At 57.5% G+C, this 19,775-nt stretch carries 14 protein-coding genes; 1 reads left to right on the forward strand and 13 read right to left on the reverse strand.

The features are described from left to right. Nucleotides 1–11 precede the first annotated feature (11 nt). From G494_RS0102595 to G494_RS0102615, 5 genes are all read right to left on the reverse strand, one after another. Entirely contained in the window at nucleotides 12–1,235 is a 1,224-nt protein-coding gene (locus G494_RS0102595) for a tetratricopeptide repeat protein (RefSeq protein ID WP_028583275.1), read from the reverse strand. Continuing rightward, nucleotides 1,210–2,265 (reverse strand): radical SAM protein, encoded by a 1,056-nt coding sequence (locus tag G494_RS0102600; RefSeq protein WP_035245183.1) that lies wholly within the window; start codon nucleotides 2,263–2,265, stop codon nucleotides 1,210–1,212. Before G494_RS0102600 ends, G494_RS0102595 begins: the two co-directional genes overlap by 26 nt. Before the next feature lie 5 nt (nucleotides 2,266–2,270). Next, nucleotides 2,271–2,780, reverse strand: a complete 510-nt coding sequence (locus G494_RS0102605) for a nucleoside deaminase (RefSeq protein WP_028583277.1) — start codon at nucleotides 2,778–2,780, stop codon at nucleotides 2,271–2,273. Between the two features lie 213 nt (nucleotides 2,781–2,993). Next, on the reverse strand, nucleotides 2,994–4,289 hold the full coding sequence (locus G494_RS0102610) for a zinc ribbon domain-containing protein (RefSeq protein WP_028583278.1): 1,296 nt from the start codon (nucleotides 4,287–4,289) through the stop codon (nucleotides 2,994–2,996). Further along, on the reverse strand, nucleotides 4,289–5,437 hold the full coding sequence (locus G494_RS0102615; RefSeq protein ID WP_028583279.1) for an SPFH domain-containing protein: 1,149 nt from the start codon (nucleotides 5,435–5,437) through the stop codon (nucleotides 4,289–4,291). Before G494_RS0102615 ends, G494_RS0102610 begins: the two co-directional genes overlap by 1 nt. 238 nt (nucleotides 5,438–5,675) lie before the next feature. Here G494_RS0102615 and G494_RS0102620 point away from each other — a divergent pair, with 238 nt between their 5' ends. Next, nucleotides 5,676–6,029 carry a hypothetical protein gene (locus G494_RS0102620; RefSeq protein WP_028583280.1) on the forward strand — a complete coding sequence of 118 codons (354 nt, stop codon included), beginning with the start codon at nucleotides 5,676–5,678 and terminating at the stop codon, nucleotides 6,027–6,029. 53 nt (nucleotides 6,030–6,082) lie between these two features. On the opposite strand, the gene G494_RS0102625 is transcribed toward G494_RS0102620, so the two are convergent. The 8 genes from G494_RS0102625 to G494_RS0102665 all read right to left on the reverse strand — a co-directional run bounded on the left by G494_RS0102625 (nucleotide 6,083) and on the right by G494_RS0102665 (nucleotide 19,713). After that, nucleotides 6,083–7,306, reverse strand: a complete 1,224-nt coding sequence (locus tag G494_RS0102625) for a bifunctional nucleoside/nucleotide kinase/histidine phosphatase family protein (RefSeq protein WP_028583281.1) — start codon at nucleotides 7,304–7,306, stop codon at nucleotides 6,083–6,085. 773 nt (nucleotides 7,307–8,079) lie between these two features. Continuing rightward, nucleotides 8,080–8,574 (reverse strand): FmdB family zinc ribbon protein, encoded by a 495-nt coding sequence (locus G494_RS0102630; RefSeq protein WP_028583282.1) that lies wholly within the window; start codon nucleotides 8,572–8,574, stop codon nucleotides 8,080–8,082. 67 nt (nucleotides 8,575–8,641) lie between these two features. Next, nucleotides 8,642–9,727: a 3-dehydroquinate synthase gene (gene aroB / locus G494_RS0102635; protein ID WP_028583283.1), complete on the reverse strand. Its 1,086-nt coding sequence runs from the start codon at nucleotides 9,725–9,727 to the stop codon at nucleotides 8,642–8,644. Between the two features lie 163 nt (nucleotides 9,728–9,890). Continuing rightward, on the reverse strand, nucleotides 9,891–11,168 hold the full coding sequence (sat, locus tag G494_RS0102645; RefSeq protein ID WP_028583284.1) for a sulfate adenylyltransferase: 1,278 nt from the start codon (nucleotides 11,166–11,168) through the stop codon (nucleotides 9,891–9,893). 289 nt (nucleotides 11,169–11,457) lie between these two features. Next, nucleotides 11,458–17,769 carry a pilus assembly protein gene (locus tag G494_RS0102650; RefSeq protein ID WP_028583285.1) on the reverse strand — a complete coding sequence of 2,104 codons (6,312 nt, stop codon included), beginning with the start codon at nucleotides 17,767–17,769 and terminating at the stop codon, nucleotides 11,458–11,460. 14 nt (nucleotides 17,770–17,783) lie between these two features. Then, the gene (locus G494_RS0102655; protein ID WP_153305736.1) at nucleotides 17,784–18,455 is read right to left on the reverse strand and encodes a pilus assembly PilX family protein; all 672 of its coding nucleotides are present in this window, start codon (nucleotides 18,453–18,455) and stop codon (nucleotides 17,784–17,786) included. Nucleotides 18,456–18,463: 8 nt separating this feature from the next. Then, a complete protein-coding gene (locus G494_RS25015) occupies nucleotides 18,464–18,961 on the reverse strand; it encodes a prepilin-type N-terminal cleavage/methylation domain-containing protein (protein WP_051305292.1) in 498 nt (165 codons plus the stop codon). Then, nucleotides 18,958–19,713 (reverse strand): PilW family protein, encoded by a 756-nt coding sequence (locus G494_RS0102665; protein WP_084456308.1) that lies wholly within the window; start codon nucleotides 19,711–19,713, stop codon nucleotides 18,958–18,960. Before G494_RS0102665 ends, G494_RS25015 begins: the two co-directional genes overlap by 4 nt. Nucleotides 19,714–19,775 lie beyond the last annotated feature (62 nt).

Consider the following 19,775-nt stretch of genomic DNA (forward strand, 5'->3'; position numbering starts at 1 on the left):
TTGGCTCCCCCCTAGGCGCGACCCAGAAAAAAGAGAAAGCCGTCGATGGCCTTGCCCCGCTCCTGCCTGAGCCAGGTCTGCTCAAAGCCGCAGAGGCTGAGGCCGCTTTGCCGGGCCAGGTCCAGGATATAGTCATAGGAGTGGCCATAACGGCCGCTTGGCCTGAGCTCCCATCCCTGCCCCTTCCCCTGCCCCTTCACCTGAAACGCCTCCACCGAAAAACAGAACTGCACCTCACGGCTGCCCCGGGCTGCGATGGTCGCCATCAGGGGCGCCAGGTCGCCCAGGTAGATACAGACGTCGCCGGCGATCACCAGGTCAAAACCGGGAGTTGTCCGCTGGAGATGGCTGAGCAGTTCCCCCTCCACAAGGCTATCGTAGAGCCCCTTTTCCCTGGCGCGTGCGATCATCCGCCCGGACAGATCCACCCCCTCCAGATAGTGACAGCAGGGACGAAAGTGCACTCCGCAGAGGCCGGTCCCGCAGCCCAGGTCGAGCAGGTAGTCATAGCGTTCCCTCCTCGGCCCCTGGTTGAAGAGCTGCCAGAGCCGCTCGGGCACCTGGTAGGCCAGATCCTCCACCAGGTTGCCCTCAAAATCCTGGGAATAGCTGTCAAAGAGATCCCGCACATAGGCCTGGGGGGGTGCCGCAGGCTGCTCACCTCCCAGGGCCGCTGCCATGTAGCCGGCATTGATGTGCTCCGGAGCCGACTCCAAGATAGCCTGGTAGAGGGATTCAGCCCGGCGGAGGTCGCCCTGGAGGTGAACGATGTAGGCCAGGTTGTTGAGGGCTGGGATATAGCCGGGATCCAGTTCCAGGAGATGCTCATAGACCTCCACGGCATGGTCGAGCGCGCCGCAGTCTTTGCAGCAGCAGCCCAGATTATAGAGGGTCTCCCGGTCATCGGGCCTGAGACGCAGGGCCCGGCCATAGGCAGAGACCGCCTCGGGATAGCGCTCCTCCTGTTTGCGGCTCAGGCCCAGGTTATACCAGTAATCAGCTTCCTGGTCGTTGATGGCCGCAGCCCGGGAAAAACAGCTGCCGGCCCGGCCATACTGCTGGTGGTCATAGTATGCCAGGCCCAGATTATAGTGAATCAGATCGCCATCCGGGACCTCCCGGACAAGCTCTTCATAGAGGGCAATGGCCCGGGCGAGCTCTCCCTGTTCATGGAGGGACACGGCCCGGGCATAACGGTGTTGCAGGTCTTCAGGAGTCGTCTTTTCTTGAACCATGGCTCTTGGTAGGGGTTAGAGGAAGCACCTCCTGCTTGAGCAGGCAGCAGGAGATCTGATGGGAAGGGCTGCCATCGTCGAGATAGCTGATATTTTCCGGCTGGAGCAGTTTGTTCATCACACAGCCCTCCGGGATAGCCAGCTGAAAGAAGCGGTCTTCGTTCAGGCCGCTGCGCCTGCGCAGCTGATCCTCTTCAATCACCATGCTGTGGATGGGATGATCTTCACAGAGGGGACATTGGTAGACCCGGCCGTTGGGAAAGACAAAGTAGTTTTCCGCCACCCGGCCCGCGCACTCAAAGGTTTCGCCGGGTTCCAGATAGACCTTGGGGTAGACCACATGGATACCTTTTTCCGCGGCCGCAAGGGCAACCCGGGGCACGATCTCCAGCCACTGCTCCGGGTCGACCTGCCAGGGCACCTCAGGCGCCTCTCCGCCGGCAGACTTGCCCCGCAGACCGATCACCTGGATAAAAAACCGACGCACCCCCAAGCGGGCTACCAGCTCGGGCATTCGCTGAAGGTGATCGATATTCAGGCCGGAAACCGTATAGATCAGACTGACGGCAAAGCCGGCTGTCACAGCCTTGCGAATGTTGGCGCTGCAGCGCTCAAAGACCCCCTCTCCCCTGATGGGATCATTGACCGCTGCATCGGGCCCGTCCAGGCTGAAGCTCAGGTAATCGAGCTCCAGGGGAGTAACCTGGTCAAGCAGTTGATGACAGAGCAGACCGTTGGTATCCACGGTCACGGCATAGCCCATCGCCTTGGCCGCCTTGATGATGGCGGCCAGATCAGGATGGAGGGTGGGCTCACCGCCCAGGAGGATCAGGTTGGAGGCCTTGTCCGGATCGAGCAGCAGCTGCAGCCAGCTGAGCACCGTGGCCAGGGGCAGGATCTGAGTACCATGTTGCTCGGGGTTGATGTAGCAGTGGCGGCAGGAGAGGTTACAGGCGGTGAGCAGATGGAGGAAGACATTTCGTTCTCCGCTCTTAAAACCAACGGTACGGGCCAGGGGCTGTGAGGTCATCGGGGTCAATCCTCAAGGGGTTGTGCCAGGGTATAGCGGGAGAGCAGGCTGTCCTGCCAGTAGGAGTAGGTGGAGAAAAATTCCTGAAAGAGCTGGAGGCTTTCCCGGCGGTAGATCCGCTCAATCAGGGTGACCTCCATCTCGGCATAGAGGGGATTGAGCTCGGTCAGGGGCAGGTTGGTGCCGCCGCCCATGGCATCCTCATAAGCCCAGACAAAGGTTCGGATGCCGGAAAGCAGCATGGTGGCATAGCACATCAGGCAGGGTTCCATGGTCGAGTAGACCGTTACCCGCGACCAATCCCTGGCAGGTTGTTCACGAATCAGGGTCCGCAGGGTAACCATCTCGGCGTGATCGATTTCGTTGCAGTGGTTGCGGGCGCTGTTGGTCCGATGGCCCCGGGCGATGATCTCACCCCCGGCCACCAGTACGCACCCCACCGGGAACTCCCCCTGCTCCAAGGCAGAGCGGGCCTCTTGGAGGGCCTGGCCCATGAAATGTCGATGATTATCCACGCTGAGACACTTTAAAGAAATGAGGCTTTTCGATCAAGGTCAAGGCGCTCGATGAATCCTACCTCAGGCATATACCTGATATTACGAGGATAAATTTCTGAACGCAACGGTGAAGTTGGAAGAAAAAGCAATTTTTCATGGTGGCCTCTGGTCATAAGGATCGTGCTCTTGGTGCAGCTTGGTCTATACCATGGAAGACCCAAGCTGTCAAAGCTACATCAGCCGGCCGAAACGGAGGGCACTCTTGGCCAGAGCCACCCCGCAGTGGAGCTGCACCCAGTCCTGCCCCCTCTCCTCAAAGGGCAGGTAGCAGAGGCTGGGAACTCCGCTCTGCACCCAGAGCCGGGGAAGCTGAGGATGGATCCGGCGTGGACTGGCGGCCATGGCCGCGAGCAGAACCTTGATGGCCTGTCCGGCCTCGCCGGCCCCCAGGGTGACCGGATAGGGTTCGCTGTTTTCAGTTGCTCCAGCCGCAAGGATCGAGCGGGCTCCTCCTCTGTGGGCCGGATGCGGCTCAGCAGGATCCGGAAGACGCCACTGGCCCAGGGTAAGCCGGCGCCCGAGCTGGAGAAAAAGCTTGGGCCGCAGTTTCATCGCCGGTATCCAGAACTGCAGGGGCTGGCGGCTCCAGGCCGAGCGAGCCACCAGCGGCTGGTTGGTCCGCTGGACCAGATCGCTAAAACTGGAGAGCTCCAGGGCCGGAATCTGCACCGGAATACGCCAGAAGGGCAGATAGCGAACCGCTCCGGCGGCAGCTGCACAGAGTTGCCACTCGACCTGGCGCAACCCCTGCCCAGCCAGCTGCCAGGCACGGTGACAACCGGCGCAGTGAACCACCAGATCATCTGCCGCAGCCTCCAGATCCCAACCACAGTGGGGACAGATCGCGGCGCTGTGGCTCAGTTGCCAGGAGGGAGCAAAGGGAGCGGCCTGGCCCGGGAGGGCGGCAGGAGGGAGGATCGCGGCCAGGGGCAGGCCGCTGACCCCATCGAGCAGCCGGCCGGCCTGCCTGACCAGCGGCAGATAGATCACACTCAGGCTTTCCCCGATATAGGCCCGGTGATAGAGATCGCCCCCTGGTCGGGCGCTGAAGCCGCCGACCTGGATCGCCTTCTTCAGGACGGCCCGGGGTGACCGGCTCTGGGGGAGATATCGGCAGTCCGGGGCAGCGCTCAGCGGCCGCAGGACCATGGCCTGGGGCCGTAGGCCCAGGGAGGGCGGCAGACCGGGGAGCTCTGTAGCGACCTGGGTCGTGTCGATGAGCCGATGGCTGATCCCCTGGCTGGAGACCTGAAAGATCATCCCCTTGAAACGCAGGTAAGGAACGGCATAGTAGTCCTCCGGCTCTGCCGAATTCGTGGCCGGAGGAAGCAGGTAGCGAAAGAGTCCTCCCGCTGGGCTGAGCAAGGTCCGCACCCCGCAGTAGGCACAGCACAACCAGCGGCTGTCCTCCCCCTGTTCCGCTGGAGCCCCACACTGGGGGCAGCCCTGCTCAACCCGGATATCCATCAGCCGGAGGCCGTTCCAGGGGAGGGAGCCAGTCGCTCACCGCACTGATTACAGAACAGGGCTCCGGCCAGGTTCTCGCCGCCGCATTGACTGCAAAAAAGACTCCCGGGCGACTCCTCGGTGCTGTGGCCGCACCTGGAACAGAACCTGGCCCCAGGAGTCAGGTTTTTCCTGCAGTGACTGCACTGTTTCAGGATCAGCTGCTGGTGGCCGCAGTAGGGGCAGAACCTGGCATCCACCGGGATGGTGTTGGCGCACTCCTCGCAGCTGTTCATCGGCTCCTTTCCCGGAGCCGGGTCCTTGCCTGCGGCTCCGGCCCCCAGAAAGGCGGGCATCATCATCCCCAGCCCCAGGCCCAGGCCGGCCCCTGCCTCCCCTCCTGCCTGGGCAGCCTTTTCCATGGCCATCCCGGCCTTGAGCCGGACAAACTGATCCATGTCCTGAATCAGCTTCAGCCGGCCGGCATCATCGATGGCCTCCTGCACCTCGGGCGGCGGGGTGATCGACGAGATGTAGAGGTTGTCCAGGGCCAGGCCATAACGGCTGAAGTCTTCCTGCAGACGCTGTTGCAGGCCGGCGGCAAGCTGATCAAAACCACCCGGAAGGTCAAAGAGCGAGTCCAGCTGCTCACCCAGGTAATCATTAAACCTGGAAACAATCACCCGTCGCAGGTACTCTTCGATCTGGCCGGTGGTATACTTGCCCATGGTTCCGGCCAGGGTATTGATAAAGAGGACCGGCTGGACCACCCTGAGGTTGAAGACACCATGGGCGCGCAGGCGCACCAGCCCAAGCTGGCTGTCACGGAAGGCCACCGGGTCCCTGGTGCCCCACTTCAGGTTGGTAAAGACCTTGAGGTTGACAAAGTAGACCTCGGCCCTCAGGGGGCTCACCATTCCCCAGGGGGCAGAGAGGATCTTGGTCAGGATCGGGATATTCCCTGTCTTCAGGGTATGGCGACCAGGGCCAAAGGCGTCACAGGCCTGCCCCTTATAGAAGAGCACCCCTGCCTGACTCTGCCGCACCGTCAGCTGGGCCCCGAACTTCAGTTCGCCGGAACCCTTTTCAGGGAGGCGATGGAGCAGCTCCTCTCCGCTCTGATCAAACCATTCCAAGTTTTCCAGCAGGATACGTGTCTCGACAGCCATGGCTGCTTCTCCCTGTTGAGTTAGAGGCTACCTTGAAAAGTTACTTTTCCTTCCAACCTTGGCCTTGCGCTCGAAACTTTACCCTGTAATACCAGGCACATGCCAGGAAAACTATCTATCGCGCGCCTTAAGCTTGATCGAAAAATCTCATTTTTCAAAATAGTCCGGGTTTGTTCTCCTCTCTGATTGGATTATAGTATACCCTCAAAACCAGCCAGCACAATAGACGGAGAAAAATATGCCTACCCAATTCCAACAAGAGTGGACCCTGGAGGCGGCCATGAAGGTCCTCCAACATCCCACCGTGGACAGCGATCTCTGGGCAGAGGCCGTGGAGTGGCTCCTGCTCTACGGGCCTGCAGAGATCCGGGAAATCCTCGGCCAGGCCTCCAGCCAGGCCCTCCAGGCCGAGTTTCCGGAGATGAAGCCCCTGGCCTACGATACCGACGGGACTCCCTGCTACGCCCTGGAGCAGCTGGCCCAATCACTGGGAATAAGCACCGAGGAGGCGGCTGCGATCATCGCAGACAAGGAGGAAAAACACGGCCAGCGCCACCTGGTGGATCCCGAAGAGACCACCAGGCTGCAGTAGCCTCCAGCCGGGCGCAGCAGCAGGCTGGACAGCGGTCCTCTCGCTCCCCGATATCACCCCAGGCTGGTGCCAAAGGGAATCAACTCGAAGATCCGGCGATGGGGATTGATCTGGATATGATAGTAGCGGTTCTGGGGCATGTAAATATAGGGGATCTCCTCCTCCTGACGGGAGAGAAACATGGAAAGAATCACCCGGTTGACCGCGCGGTGGCCGACAATCATGATATTTTCATCATAGTTATTGAGGTAAAAGACCTTCTTCAGTCCCCGGTGGACCCGCTCCTCCATGCTCTTGTAGCCTTCGCCTTCGGGATAGCGGTAGCGGTACTTGTTCAAGCGCCTGGCCCGGGCCACATGGGTCATCTTTTCACTGATCTCACGGTAGGTCATGCCCTCACAGAGCCCGGCATGGATCTCGTTGAATTCAGGGAGGGCGATCACCGAGCAGTGATTCTGCCTGGCAACAATGGGCTCAGCGGTCTGGAGGGTGCGGGTATAGTTTGAGGTGAAGATGATGGGAATGCGCTGGGTGGCAAAATGTTCCGCCAGGGCCCTGGCCTGCTCCTGCCCCTTGTCGGTGAGTTCACTGTTGCCGCCGATCCGGTCCTCCAGGTTGTAGAAGGTCTCCCCATGGCGGACCAGAAAGAGATTGCGCACCACCCGGGTGGTGAGGATATCCCGGATCCGATCATAGTAGGGCACCTCGTAGCTGACCTGCTCCTGGAGGATGCAGGATTCAAAGGAATCCACCAGGATACGGTTGGGTTCCACGTCCAGGGGTTCGTAGATCGACTCGTAGTAGGCGATCCGCCTCAGGAAACTGGCCAGGGCCTCCTCCTTGGAGAGGTGGCTGAACTCATTGAGTTCCACCTTTCGCTCCAGATTAGCCTCCAGGGCCTCATCATCGGCATTCAGACACTCTATAAAGAGGTGGGGCGTTTCAGGAAAGGTGGTCCGGATCTTCTCCCGCCGGCTGCGGGTGACGTTGCTGGCGTCGAGGATGGCCACGGCCCCGCCCTGCTCCAGAAAGTCACGGGCCTTCTCCAGGTTCAGGGAGGAGACTCTTTCCCGAAAGGCCACCCCCTCGGCATTGTCCGGGGAAAAGAAGGTCGATGAAGAGGTATTCTCGCTGCTCATCTTGCGGCGCAGGTCACCGTTGTTAAAGATCGAGGTCTTGACTCCATCCAACTCCAGGGTGCGACTCAGCTTGCGGCCCATGGTCGATTTACCCCGGGCCGGCAGCCCCACCATCACGATAACCAGTTTCCCTTTCATGCCCCTAGCCCCCTACCCTTTAACAGCGGTGAACTGATTGACAGCTACTTTGGAAAATACGATATTTCGTTCAAGATCAAGGCGCACGCTCAATTTTACCGCAGGCAGATGAGGGATATCCCGAGGATAAAATTTTGAGTGCAAGGCCGAGATTGGCGAAAAAGCAATTTCTCAAGGCACCTGAGGTTCGACTCTCTCCCATTGCAGGTTAACAGCCAGGTCATGGAGTGCAATCAGAAAATAGAGAGAAATGCCCTGGACAGGGAAAGAAACGAGGGGGAGTAAGGGCGGTGGTCATGGGCTGCGGGGGCCCACCCATCTCAGTCAGCCATTTTTTGGGGTTGTCATTCCCGCACAGGCGGGAATCCAGTCTTGGAGAGGTGCATGGAGCGCCCTTGCGGCTCCATCGCATGGTGGCGGGCGGTAAAAACGCGTCCATGAAGCCAACAGCGTGAAACACCCTATCATAATGGCTGCTATCACAAGAGAGCGACCTGCTTACTGAGGGACGATCCGGAAGGGACATCCCCCAGAGTTTTGGAGCCTGAAGCTGTGGTACCCGGTATTCCAGTGAAACGGGTCTCAAAGTTTTCTGATCTTGGATCAGGCCCCTTTGGCTCCCAACCGTGCTGTATAGGAGGCTTCGCTGTGAACCCCTGTTGGGGGATTCGGACAGAACCAGTCTGTACTATGGCCAGAAAGAAAATTGATAAAAACGAAACACCACTCCAGCATGGCTGGCCGGTGGAGGATCCCGGCGCGGCTCAAGCACCCTACAACTCGTAGAGCCTGTCGTCATAGACCGGCGGCTGGGGACCTGAGCGGATCTTTTTCTTCATCCCCTCCAGGGTAAAGGCATCATCGGAATCCATCAAGGCCCCCATCTCCTGCTCCACCTGCTCCGGATCATCACCCGACTCCAGCCGGGACAGGGCCTCTTCCATCTGTTCACCCAGCCCCAGGCCGGTCTTTTCGGAGAACTTGCGCATCAGGGCGGCCATCTGACGGGGATCATCCTCATTGACGCCGTCGGCGTCCCGCATCAGCCCCTCAAAGGCTTGCTCCATCCGGGATTCATCGATTCCGGCCAGCGGATCATCACCAGACTCTTCGCTGGCCTTGCCGATGGTGGCAAAGGTGGACATCATCTTCTGGATCTTTTCCCGGCCGCAACGTGGGCAGTCGGGTTGTTTTTCCGTGTTGACGCGACTGGAGAAGAAGTTGAAGACCACATTACAGCTGTCGCAGTAGAATTCGTAGATCGGCATGATGGCGTAGTAACTCGTTGGCAGACGTTGGGGTTAAACAATCCAGTGGATCGAAATGTATCGGATATTACTCCCTGTTGAGTACAGCGTCAATAGCCTCCTCGGCTACCTGGTCGGTGACCGTGACCCTACCGATCGTGGTGGGCAGGACAAAAAAGATTCGGCCGTCCACCGTCTTCTTGTCGCTGAGCAGGTAGCGGCGAATCATGGCCCGGTCAAGGCTTGAAGGGATCTCGGTGGGTAGCCCGTAGGCCTCAAGGATCTCCCGGATTGCCACAGCCACCCGGGCGTCACCATAATCGGCCAGTCCGGCCAGTTCCGCGGCCGCCTGCATGCCGATGGCCACGGCAAAGCCGTGGATGATCTCAAAACCGGAGGCCGCCTCAACGGCATGACCGATGGTGTGGCCAAAGTTGAGAATCCGGCGCAGCCCGCCTTCCCGCTCATCCTCCTCAACCACCTGGGCCTTGATGGCACAGCAGGTCCGGATCATGGGGATCAGAGCCGACGGTTCAAGGTCCAGGATCTGCTCCCTCTGCTCCAGCAGGCGCTGGAAGAAGGCGGCATCGAGGATAACTCCATACTTGATCACCTCGGCAAGCCCGCCCCGCAGCTCCTGTTCCGGCAGGGTCGCAAGCACATCGATATCGATAAACACCGCCCTGGGCTGATAAAAGGTACCGATCAGGTTCTTGCCTTCCGGGATATCCACTCCGGTCTTGCCGCCCACCGAACTGTCCACCTGGGAAAGCAGGGTGGTGGGAATCTGGACAAAGGGGATCCCGCGCATATAGATGGAGGCCAGAAAACCGGTGATATCACCGACCACGCCCCCCCCCAGGGCGATCAGGGCGTCCCCCCGATCAAAGCCCTGTTGGGCCAGTTCACTGGCCAGGCGGGTCACTGTGCTGCTGGTCTTATGCTCCTCTCCGGCGGGAAAGGTGATCAGACTGCAGCCGATACCCGCCTTGGTGAGGGCGTCCAGCAGACGCTGGCCATAGATTCCGGCCACGGTCTCGTCGCTGATGATGGCGTAGCGTTTGCCGACAGGATGCGCCTCCAATCGAGGGGCAACGCTTGCCAACACATTGCTGCCGATGAATATGGGGTAGCTGCGTTCATCCAGCCCGACCGTGAGGGTCTGTTCGTTCATGGTGCTCTTCCTCGCCAATGATTTGAAAGGATGGGGAAACCTCGGGTCAGGACCGCTGACCGTCGAAGCCATGATAATCATGATTTTTCCGGCTGCCATAAAAAAAAAGGAGGTACCGCCAGGCGGTACCTCCTTCACACTGATGACAGGAAAGTGGTGCTGATTACATGGATTCGCCGGAGGCGGCACCCTGCATCTTCACTTCAACTTTCTCGGTCAGGCCGGCATAGTATTTCTTGAGGTGATCCAGAACTTCGTCACGACCGAAGTGGTCAACGATGGCAGCACCTTCAGACAGGGCCTTACGCAGCTTGGTACCGGAAAGGATAACACGGTCATCCTTGGTGTGGGGACAGGTACGCAGGGAAGCCATACCGTCACACTTGTGGCAGTAGAAGGTCCAGTCGATCTTCATCGGCTTACAGAGCAGATCCTTGGCAGCATCACCGGTTGCAGGGATACGATCAAAGATCTCCTGGGCTTCGAACAGACCATAGAAGTCACCAACACCGGCGTGGTCACGACCGATCAGCATGTTGTTGACCCCGTAGTTCTGACGGAAGGTGGCGTGGAGCAGGCCTTCACGGGGACCGGCATAACGCATATCCAGGGGGTAACCGGCGTTGATGACGTTCTCTTTGACAAAGTAGTTGTCAATCAGGATCTCGATGGCCTTAACACGGGTATCGGCAGGAATATCACCGGGCTTCAGGTTACCGATCAGAGAGTGGATCAGCACGCCGTCACATACCTCTACAGCGATCTTGGCCAGGAACTCATGGGAGCGATGCATGGGGTTACGCAGCTGCAGGGCAGCAACGTTGGCCCAGCCACGCTCATCAAACATGGCACGGGTCTCGGCAGGCTTCAGGTATACGCCGGGATACTCGGCCTTGTACTCGCCTTCGGAGAGGACCTTGACAGGACCGGCCAGGTTGAACTCTTTCTGGTTCATAACCATGATAACGCCGGGATGATCGTCAGGGGCGATTTCCCAGAACTTACCGTCTACAGACTCTTCACCTTCGCCCATGAATACCTTTTCGCATTCCCACTTCTTGTCGGCGTCGGTCATCTCAAACTTCTCGCTGACCTTCATGGTGGCGTAGATCTCACCGGCATTCACCAGGGCGATCTCGTCGCCTTCCTTGATCTCGCCGGCATCGGCAGCGGAAACGTCCAGGGTGATGGGTACAGGCCAGAAGGTTCCGTCTGCCATCTGGAAGTTCTCACACACGCCTTTCCAGTCAGCTTTGGTCATAAAACCTTCGAGAGGGGAGAAGCCACCGATACCCATCATAATCAGATCGCCCTTGGCACGATCTGTAACTTCAACCTGCTTCAGGCCTTTGGCCTTTGCCAATTCCGCCTCAAGCTCAGCTCCTTCAAGCAGGGCACAAACAAGACCTTTACCGCCGTGAGGCGCAACTAATTTACTCATGATTTTTCCCTCTCTGTTGAGTTATGTTAGGAAGCTAACCCTATAAATTAAACTGTCGCCCCTGTCCCACTTCCGTGAATCAGGTCAGCAACAAACTGAACCACTATTCAGTAGGATTTAATATTTAAATGGGAGTGGACCAGAAGTCAAGAAAAAAACTCATGGAAATGATCAGTGAAAATGATAAAGGCCCAAAAAAGGCGTAATAAAGGGCAATGTCATCACCTGCCCTTTATTACGCCCCCAAGGTCTTCCCCCGCAAAGGGAGGATTAACCAGGTACCATCGGCTTACCGGTCTTGCCAGGAAGTCCTGCCGGCTCGCACCTTGTTGATCGTTTCAGCCTCGGACTCGACCATGGCCCCGGTTGAAAGCTGGGTAAAGACCTTCAAGCCGCTATCTCCGGAGCCCTTCCCTGAATGGACTGCCGGTGAGGTTGCGGCACCAGACCCCAAGTCCATGAACTTTAAGGTGCGAAACTTCACCTCGTCACCTACGGTCTCAACAGCGGCACCGAACACAGGCGGAATACTTGGATAGCCGGTACCGGTCTTATAGTAGAGGCCGTAGAGCCTACTCTGCCCTTCCCCTGCACAGGGATCTTCACTTGGCTGGAAGACCGTACTGAAGAGTACCCCACCCAAGAGGGCAGAACGGGTAACGCTGCGGGTAGAGGGATCGCCGGCTGCACCGACAATCAGGGGAAGATCCATCTTCCATCCCAGGGCATTCGTATCCACCTCTTCTTCCAGATCAGTGAATTTCGTCAAGGCCGTGCCATCAAGCTTGGTCACGCTGTTTGCCTCTAATACACCATCTGAATAGACCTCGGCATTGGTCACATCGAGCAGTTTGCTGTCAAGCACCGGGTAGCTGGCCGAGGCCTCCATATCCTTGACCCCGAATAAACGTTGGCTGGCGGTACTTGTTTTGTCGGCAGCTGAAAAATAGCGGCCTGATCCGAAGAAGGTCCAGTGATTCCCCAGATCATCAAGGGCCGGAACCACCTGGGCGTAAATCGGCCGGCCGCTGTTATGGAGGGTGACCAGATCAGACCACTCGGTGGTGGCCTCTTCATTGTTGTAGGCCATCTTCATCACCCGTCCTGACTCGCTGACCGAATCACCGACCAGCCCGAAGTAGAGCGAATCCGCTCTAAAATCAAGGTCCCAGTCAACCACCGTAGGCGTACCGACAAAACTGTCATCAACCTTGGTGTCACAGCTTACGATGTTAGAACCGGTGGTGAGCGCCCCCAAGGAGCAATCAGCAGGAAAATCTGCTGCCACGCCTGTTGGCGCAGGAGTCCCGCTCACCAGCTGGCCGAGATCAAAGTAATAGAGGCGGGCATTTTGGGTGCTCTCGTAGGTTGAGAGGATGTTCGGCCCACTGCCGAAGACCAGATACCAACGGTTGCATGCCTCGGTATCATTATCACAGTTTGTATCCCCGTCAATATCCTGAAAGGCAGCCACTGCGGGATAGACCGAGGTAAAGCTCTGGTCAGGCAAGGTGATCTCGCCAAGCAGTTTCGGTTCGACCTCGGGATTGGTGACATCAAAGATCACATAGGCTGAACGGCGGGTAATATCGGGCTCAAGCGTCCCATCATTGTCGCTATCCACGGCAATGGTCATCGCACCGCCCCCAAGGTTCATCCCGACCACCAGGACCGTGCCCCAGCCATTGGGATGATCATCGTTATCTGCAAAGATCTTGGCATCAAAGACCCGCGGCTTCAGGTCGTTGTAGCTGACGTGGTTGGAGGCATAATCAGGATCCTGCAACCACTGCAGATGGGAGAGTAGGTTCAGGGGCGCATAGGCCCAGAGCTCGCTGCCCAGCGGATGCTGCAGCGCCGGGGTGTCATCATGCTTTGAGCCGACAGTGGAGTATTCGACATAGTTGCGGTCATCGACCTCTACGATATTGTAGAAGCCGCCATTAAAGGCGTGGATCAGGCCGTCATTGCCGCCGGCATAGACGACGATCCGGCGATCGATGTACTGCTGTCGAAACTCCCGATAACTGTCATCATAGTAGAGCAGGTCAAAGGCCTCCTGGGGCGAGCCGACCACCGTGGGGGTTGAGTTGACGATATCGCCCAGGCGCATGACATTTTCGCCGGCGTCATGGGCCGAGTAGGTTATGGTTCTGTTCCGACTCCCTGCCTGCTCAATGCCCCGGATATAGTCAATCAGGTTGGAAGCCGTTGCCTGGTCGGCAACATCAAAGTAGGTATAGCTGACCGGATCGGTTGGATCGGTCAGCATGGTATTGACAAAATCCCTCTGCTCATCTGCGTCCACTTCGTTATTGGCATTGGCATCTATCCAGGTAATGATGTGCCGCCCCTTCTCTGCGGTGGTCAGTTCATAGTCACGCTGGGTGGCCAGGAGTGCATCGCTGACCCCGGGCAGATAGAGTTCTTCTCTGGCATTCCAGAGGTAGCCTATTTCGTAGAGTTCCTTGGTCACCGCCTTATAGTTGGCCACCAAGACCTGATCGCCCAGGCTCAGCCAATCATCGGTGGGCAGGACGCTGAAGCCGACGACCCCGTCATTGGCCAGGGTAATCGTGGAGGTGCTTGTTCCTTTGCCCAACACCGTCTTCAGGTTCGAGACCTCCCAATCTGCATAGCTTTCACCTGCTTTACCCTTTAAGTTGTAGGTTGAAAGCCTGGCTCTGAGGCAGGTGGAGAAGTCACCACTTTGGGTGATAATGGGGGAACTGGTCTCGCCGGCGTTATTCAGCTGAATACTCGTCTGGGTGATGATCCCGCTGGCGGCGCCTCCCTCCAGACAGGCAACGGTCCAGCTGTTAAAGGACTGCCCTGAAGCGCCTACCAGATTCTTGGTCTCCAGGGTGAGGGTATGGCCCACATCGATCCAGGGACCGGCGGGTGAGATGGTCAGGGAATAGCTGCCGGCGGCAAAGGTGAGACTATCATCGCTAAAACCGACCCCGGCTGCCAGATCCGAGCTAATCTTCCACAGGCTGAATGAGGCATCATCAGGCCCCTGCCACGCCCCTGCGGCCACGCTTATCTCAACACTGCCGCTGGCAGGATCATAGGCGGTAACGACCCCGGACAACTGGTAGGGAGACAAGGTGATCGACTCAGAGGCATAGCTCAAACGGCCTTCCATCGAGTTCGGGACCATGTTCACCGTCCCGCCCGTATAGGAACTCACCACGCCCTGCATACTGTAGGAGGTATAGTGGTAGGGCTCATCACTCTCGTAGATCCGCATCCGGGTCCTTCCCTCCAGGTCATCGAAGTAGGTCTCAACCACCTGATCGACACAGTAATTGTCGAGCCGGCCGTTGGGTACGCAGACGGCTTGGGCGGCCTTGCACTTTCCATCTGCATCGATATTCAGATCAGCCGGCGGGGTGCAATCTTCACGGGTCAGACCAAAGCTGTCCAGCCATAGGGCCTGGAGGGTACCCAGCCAACGCGCCTCCTTGTCGGCATCCTTGCGCAGGGGCTCATAGTAGGCCTGGAAGAGTGCCCCTTCACCACTGACGTTACTCGAGACCACTGCCGCGGCGGTACCTGAAGAGGTTCTTTCCAGGATGGCATCAAAGACCCGGGTAAGGGAATCCTCCAGTTCCTGGGGATTGGTTGCAAAGAAGTAATTATCGGGAATCCCGTCTGAACCGGGATCGCCGCTCTCATTGATCTTACTGTCCCACTCCGACTGCAGATCCGGCAGCTTATTATCGTTGGCATCGGTAAAGCCGCCCCACTTGGCGGCATACCAGAGCGGATCCTTAAGCAGGGTGGCCGTAGCCGTGCCCAGGCCATAGGTCTTCACGGACGGACCCGAATCAGAGGTGTTACAGGGGCCATGGCCACCCCGACAGTTACAGCCGTTACTGTCGGAACAGCTGGGGCTACCGGCATCTGCCGTTTCTGCAAAGCTGAAGCCGTTGATCCCGGAATGGGCATGGAAGCCATCATCTGTGGTCCCGCCGAGGATGTAGCCAAAGCCCATTTTATATCCAGTGGATTGGGCATGCACCTGGGTGGTGATCTTTATCTCGCCACTGTCACCCGTATTCAGATCAAGCTCATAGTTAATCGTTCCCCACATATCCTGGTCATAGTCGCCGCCCTGCTCACTATCCTCCCAGTTCACGTAGAAGCTGCCGCGCGCGACCTTGTTGACCGTATCCACTGTCTGGGAAACGATCTTAAACTCGACAATTGCGCAGTTGCCGTTAGGATTCAAGGAGGTGTTTCGGCAGGCAGGTAAAATCGTCACCAGGGGCTCACTGCTCACCCCGGATGGATCCGGGATCTCAATGACCGGCAAGCCAGAGGCCAGGGCCACGGAAAAGGTGTCCACGGTCTGGGTACTCTCCAGCCCACGACCACCGGTGGCATCATCAGGACGAATATCCTCCACATGGGCGTAGTAGGCCAGGCCGGCCATCCGATAGGAGCCCAGCAGGCGTGGGGCCTCCGGACAGATGCCGCCGCTCTCACCGAGGCTGGTGATGGTCTTCTCGGTACAGAGCTGATCATCGCTTCCGGAGCCCAGATCAATCTCACCGATGAAGTAACTTTGACCATGGATCTGTTCGCCCACCCCGACGGTGTCGGTCATGGCCGCACTATCCTTATCTCCGGGCAGCACCGCCTCGTCCCAGATCGTGGGCGGCCCATAGCTGTTATGATCCAACTCGTCATAGTCGTAGGAGATCGTGCTTGCATTGAGGTTGACGATAAACAACTTCGCACAGTAGCTGTCCTTGTCCAGGGGGTCTTTAAAGGTTTGAGGGACCGGGAGGCCGGGGATGATGTTTGAGGAGTTATCCCGGTAGTCACCGATGACCCCGCCGCCGGCAAGATAGTTGATCGATTGATAGTAGATCTCGGAAAAGGGGTTGCCCCAGTTTCTACAGGTATTGGCCTTGGTGACATCGCTGAACTTTGAGAGGCCCCAGGAGCAGTTATCACCCTGATTGGAGTTATAGGTGCCGTCACTGCCGCCATAACCGATAATCCGGTACAGGCTCCAGGCATTGATCAGACCGTCCGCGGTATTGTTGGTTGAAGGCCCGCCTGCATACTGGGCCACCTTGGGAAAGGTGCCATCGGTGTCGACATTCACCTCATCGTCCAGATCGCCCACGTTGCGGATGAGGACGCCGCCAGAGGCATGCTGATTGTAGGAACCGGCCACCATCCCGAACTGCATCTGTTTTTCATCACCATAGGCCTGGAGCAGGCCGATGGGTTTATAGATATCATCTGCGGTCCCCTTGAGCTCATCCGCGCCCGGATAGAGCTTGCAGTGCTCACTGTTCCATTGATCCTGGGGCAGGATCAGTTTTTCCTTTGCCAGCCAGGAGGCCTGGCAGACCTGGACCCGCGCCACATAATTCCCCTCACCCAGCCGCTCACTCCAGGCCGGGTTATTGGTATAGGCGTAGATTTTCGATTCAGAGGGGTTGTTGGCGTTGGTGGCGCCGTGATTATCATAGGGGCTGCCGCTCCTCCAGGTACACTGCCAGCGCTCATTACTGGCCCAGAGGGAGTGGTTCCCCTTGACCGCCTTGATCAGCGGTGGTTCTGCGTAGTCCTCGGAAAACTTATTGTTATAATTGGCCATAGGGACATCGGTGGTATTGCCAAAGGTGACTCCCACCTTTTTCCAATCTATGGCCGTACCATCCTCGTCCTGATCGAGGTAGTCCAGCTTCGGGTCATAGTCAAAGCGATCCCGGGCATAGGCTTGGTCCCCCATGACCAGGCCCTTACAGGCATTGTAGCCGTTGGAACCGTCGTCAAGGGTAAAATCGGCGCAATCGTAGTTGTAGGGATCGGAAGTATCGCTGCAGGCGGCGGGGTCACCGCCACCACCGGTACACTCAAAATAGTCGGGGTCATTGGCAGGATCTGCACAGGCCGCATTAACCACGGTTTCACTGCCAACCAGGCTGGTCACGTTGCCCAGGTCACAGTCGTAGTCCACACCAGCAACAAAGGGGACCAACTGCTCCAGGTCGCTTCCTCCATAATATTTGGCCCAGCTATGGGCGTCATGGGGGATGTAGGTACGCTCCAGGACCGTGGTGGTGGCGGTGTCCACCCTCCGGTGTCCGCCAAAGAGGACCTTCCGGATCGCATCGATCCGGGCCATGGCCACCCAGTTTAAAAAATTTCCTGACCACTGCTTTTTGGGGTGATTTTCGTCGGCCGCGGTAACTCCATCGTTGCAGTACTTGTCTATAGAGATGGCATCCGCAACAAAACGTTTATCCGCAGGATCATAGTAATAGCACTTGTGGCTGTCAAAGTAGCCATAGTAGTCCACAGCGTGCTTGTAGCCGGTCTCCGGCAGGGCGTCTCCATCCAGATCTGCGTAATCACTGTAAACCTTGTAGTACAACTGGTGATCATTGGAGGCATTGATCACCACCCGGGGCGTCGCCCCCTCCTCGACGATGTTGATGGGAAAATCATTGAACTCCGCCATGGTGTAATTCTGACTGGCCGAGACAAGGGAAAGGCCGGCAAGGCACCAAAAGAGCAGAGTAAACAGAAAGGTGGTGAGAAGGTGTTTAGGAAGTCGAGATAAAGCGTGCATGACAGTCTCTCCAATCAGTATTTGCAATCTTGCGCAGCCGCACTTGAGATGAGAAAGTTATCCAACCGCCAGCGAACGGTGATCGTTGACTGACTATTTGCCAGGCCGAAATGTTGCGCTGCTATGGTATAGAGCCGGCTGGTCCCCCCGCCTGCCGAGCCAGCGCCCAGGCCTTCATAGCCTGAAACCATCTGCATACCGGAGCCGGGGTTGACCTGCACAGCTGACTGGACAAGGAAGTTGGTATGCTGGCGGGTGTTGAAGGTTGCAGCAGTGGAGGGGTCATTGATATCGGTGTAGGGGTAGTAGACAAACTCGCGATTGGTATCAGAAACCACAGACGAAGCTGGGTTGGTATCGGAAAATTGCAGGACTTCGACAACGATGGTATTGCCGAGATGGGCAGCATTGGTGCCGGTGAGGGTCTCGGTAAAGCCATTCTTGGTGGTCGTACAGATCGCGTTCTCAAAGATAAGTTGCTGGGCTAGTTCGGTGCCGCCGTCGGCCTGGTAAAAGGTCTGTTTATGGGTCTTATCGTTACCGGAAATCATCAGTTCAACCACAGAGGTCTGGATCGCCATGATACCCAGGATGGTCAGGACGAGAAGCATGATCAGGGCAGTCACCAGCACAAAACCATGTTCGCCACGCCCCTCTCTGCGGTGTAGCAGTTTATAAGCAGTCACAGTGCCTCCTAAACCCCTTCTTGTTTGATATAGTTATAGGTGACCATACTTCTCATGATGTTATTATTATCCTGCACATGGATCCGAACGGTTTTTGACCCAGCCACAGGAACGCCATCTGCCACATTCCAAAAGATGGTGTAGCGGCTGTCCGGCGAGTTAAAAGAACCATCCGCCGTGGCTGCGGTCACATTATCCAGGCCGAAATCAGCGCCGTTACCAAGGACGTCATCGATACCGTCATTCCCGGAGCTATCCTCATTGGCGCTGTTCCCGTCACCGTTGGCATCTGTTATCTCCTCGTAGGGTCGGGTGAGGATGTCTTCCACCTGGATAGCTGCCCAGTTGGATGCCGTGGTTATCACCTGAGCCTTGCTGTTGCCCTGAATCGCGGAAATCTGCATGGAATAAAGAGAAAAAATACCAGTGGTCAGCACCAACATGGCAACCAGGGCTTCAATCAGGGTAAAACCTTGCTGGCTGAAAAGAAGCTGTTTCCTGTTCATAATCCCAGATTCCTCAGTTTAACGGTCATGATGAGCAAACGACGCCTGAAGTTGCTTGCCACGTTCCACGACACCCCGGATGCGTTCCAGGAGGCGTTGTCACCACTGTTGCCGGCAGGGGATGCCGTCAGGGCCGAGGCAGGCAGGGCACTCTGGTTACTGGTAAAATTAGGATCCAGATTCCTGGCGCGGGAAAGGAGGCTGATGGTAACGGCCCGGATCGTATCCAACTCTGCCGCAGTCGGGTTCCTGGTGTAGCTGTAGGTTGTCGGGTCCTTACTGCCGTTTTCCAGGTGATAGAGAAACTCTATGGCAACGATATTATCTGCAATCGGCTGATAGCCTCCGCCGGTATTGCGCCCCAAAGAGGCCACCCCGTCATCGGCCACCCCGTCATCGGTGGCATCATCTGCATCATTGAAACCAAACTGGACATCTTCGTTGCTATCTCCGGCATCCCCATCTCCGTTGAGATCCATGGTAACCTGCATCCATCCCTGGTTGGCCCCGGTGATACCGACATTAGCCGAACCGCTGGGGTCAAACCCAGCCATCCGCAACTCGCTGACTATCAGGTTGAGGGAGGCACGCAGGTTCTGCTGCATCTCCACAACCTGATCCTGGGCCGTCTGGGTGCGCTGCTGGGTTAGGTGGGCAGAGTAGATGGCTGCAATAATGACCATAGAGAGCACCAGGGTGATCATCAACTCAACCAGGGTAAAGCCGCTCCTGTTGTGTAACATAGTCTCCATACAGATCCTCACTCCTCACTGATACCAATCCTTTGCAGCCCCCCTAGCCGACAGGGCCCAAC

It is taken from the genome of Desulfogranum mediterraneum DSM 13871 (assembly GCF_000429965.1).
In the GTDB taxonomy this organism is placed as follows: Bacteria; Desulfobacterota; Desulfobulbia; order Desulfobulbales; family Desulfobulbaceae; genus Desulfogranum; species Desulfogranum mediterraneum.

Excerpts from the sequence above, each read along its gene's own strand:
- G494_RS0102600 (WP_035245183.1), bottom strand. The coding sequence starts at position 2,265 with ATGACCTCACAGCCCCTGGCCCGTACCGTTGGTTTTAAGAGCGGAGAA.
- G494_RS0102625 (WP_028583281.1), bottom strand. The coding sequence starts at position 7,306 with ATGAAAGGGAAACTGGTTATCGTGATGGTGGGGCTGCCGGCCCGGGGT.
- G494_RS25015 (WP_051305292.1), bottom strand. The coding sequence starts at position 18,961 with ATGAACAGGAAACAGCTTCTTTTCAGCCAGCAAGGTTTTACCCTGATT.
- G494_RS0102620 (WP_028583280.1), top strand. The coding sequence starts at position 5,676 with ATGCCTACCCAATTCCAACAAGAGTGGACCCTGGAGGCGGCCATGAAG.
- G494_RS0102630 (WP_028583282.1), bottom strand. The coding sequence starts at position 8,574 with ATGCCGATCTACGAATTCTACTGCGACAGCTGTAATGTGGTCTTCAAC.
- sat (WP_028583284.1), bottom strand. The coding sequence starts at position 11,168 with ATGAGTAAATTAGTTGCGCCTCACGGCGGTAAAGGTCTTGTTTGTGCC.
- G494_RS0102650 (WP_028583285.1), bottom strand. The coding sequence starts at position 17,769 with ATGCACGCTTTATCTCGACTTCCTAAACACCTTCTCACCACCTTTCTG.
- aroB (WP_028583283.1), bottom strand. The coding sequence starts at position 9,727 with ATGAACGAACAGACCCTCACGGTCGGGCTGGATGAACGCAGCTACCCC.
- G494_RS0102665 (WP_084456308.1), bottom strand. The coding sequence starts at position 19,713 with ATGGAGACTATGTTACACAACAGGAGCGGCTTTACCCTGGTTGAGTTG.
- G494_RS0102615 (WP_028583279.1), bottom strand. The coding sequence starts at position 5,437 with ATGGCTGTCGAGACACGTATCCTGCTGGAAAACTTGGAATGGTTTGAT.
- G494_RS0102610 (WP_028583278.1), bottom strand. The coding sequence starts at position 4,289 with ATGGATATCCGGGTTGAGCAGGGCTGCCCCCAGTGTGGGGCTCCAGCG.
- G494_RS0102595 (WP_028583275.1), bottom strand. The coding sequence starts at position 1,235 with ATGGTTCAAGAAAAGACGACTCCTGAAGACCTGCAACACCGTTATGCC.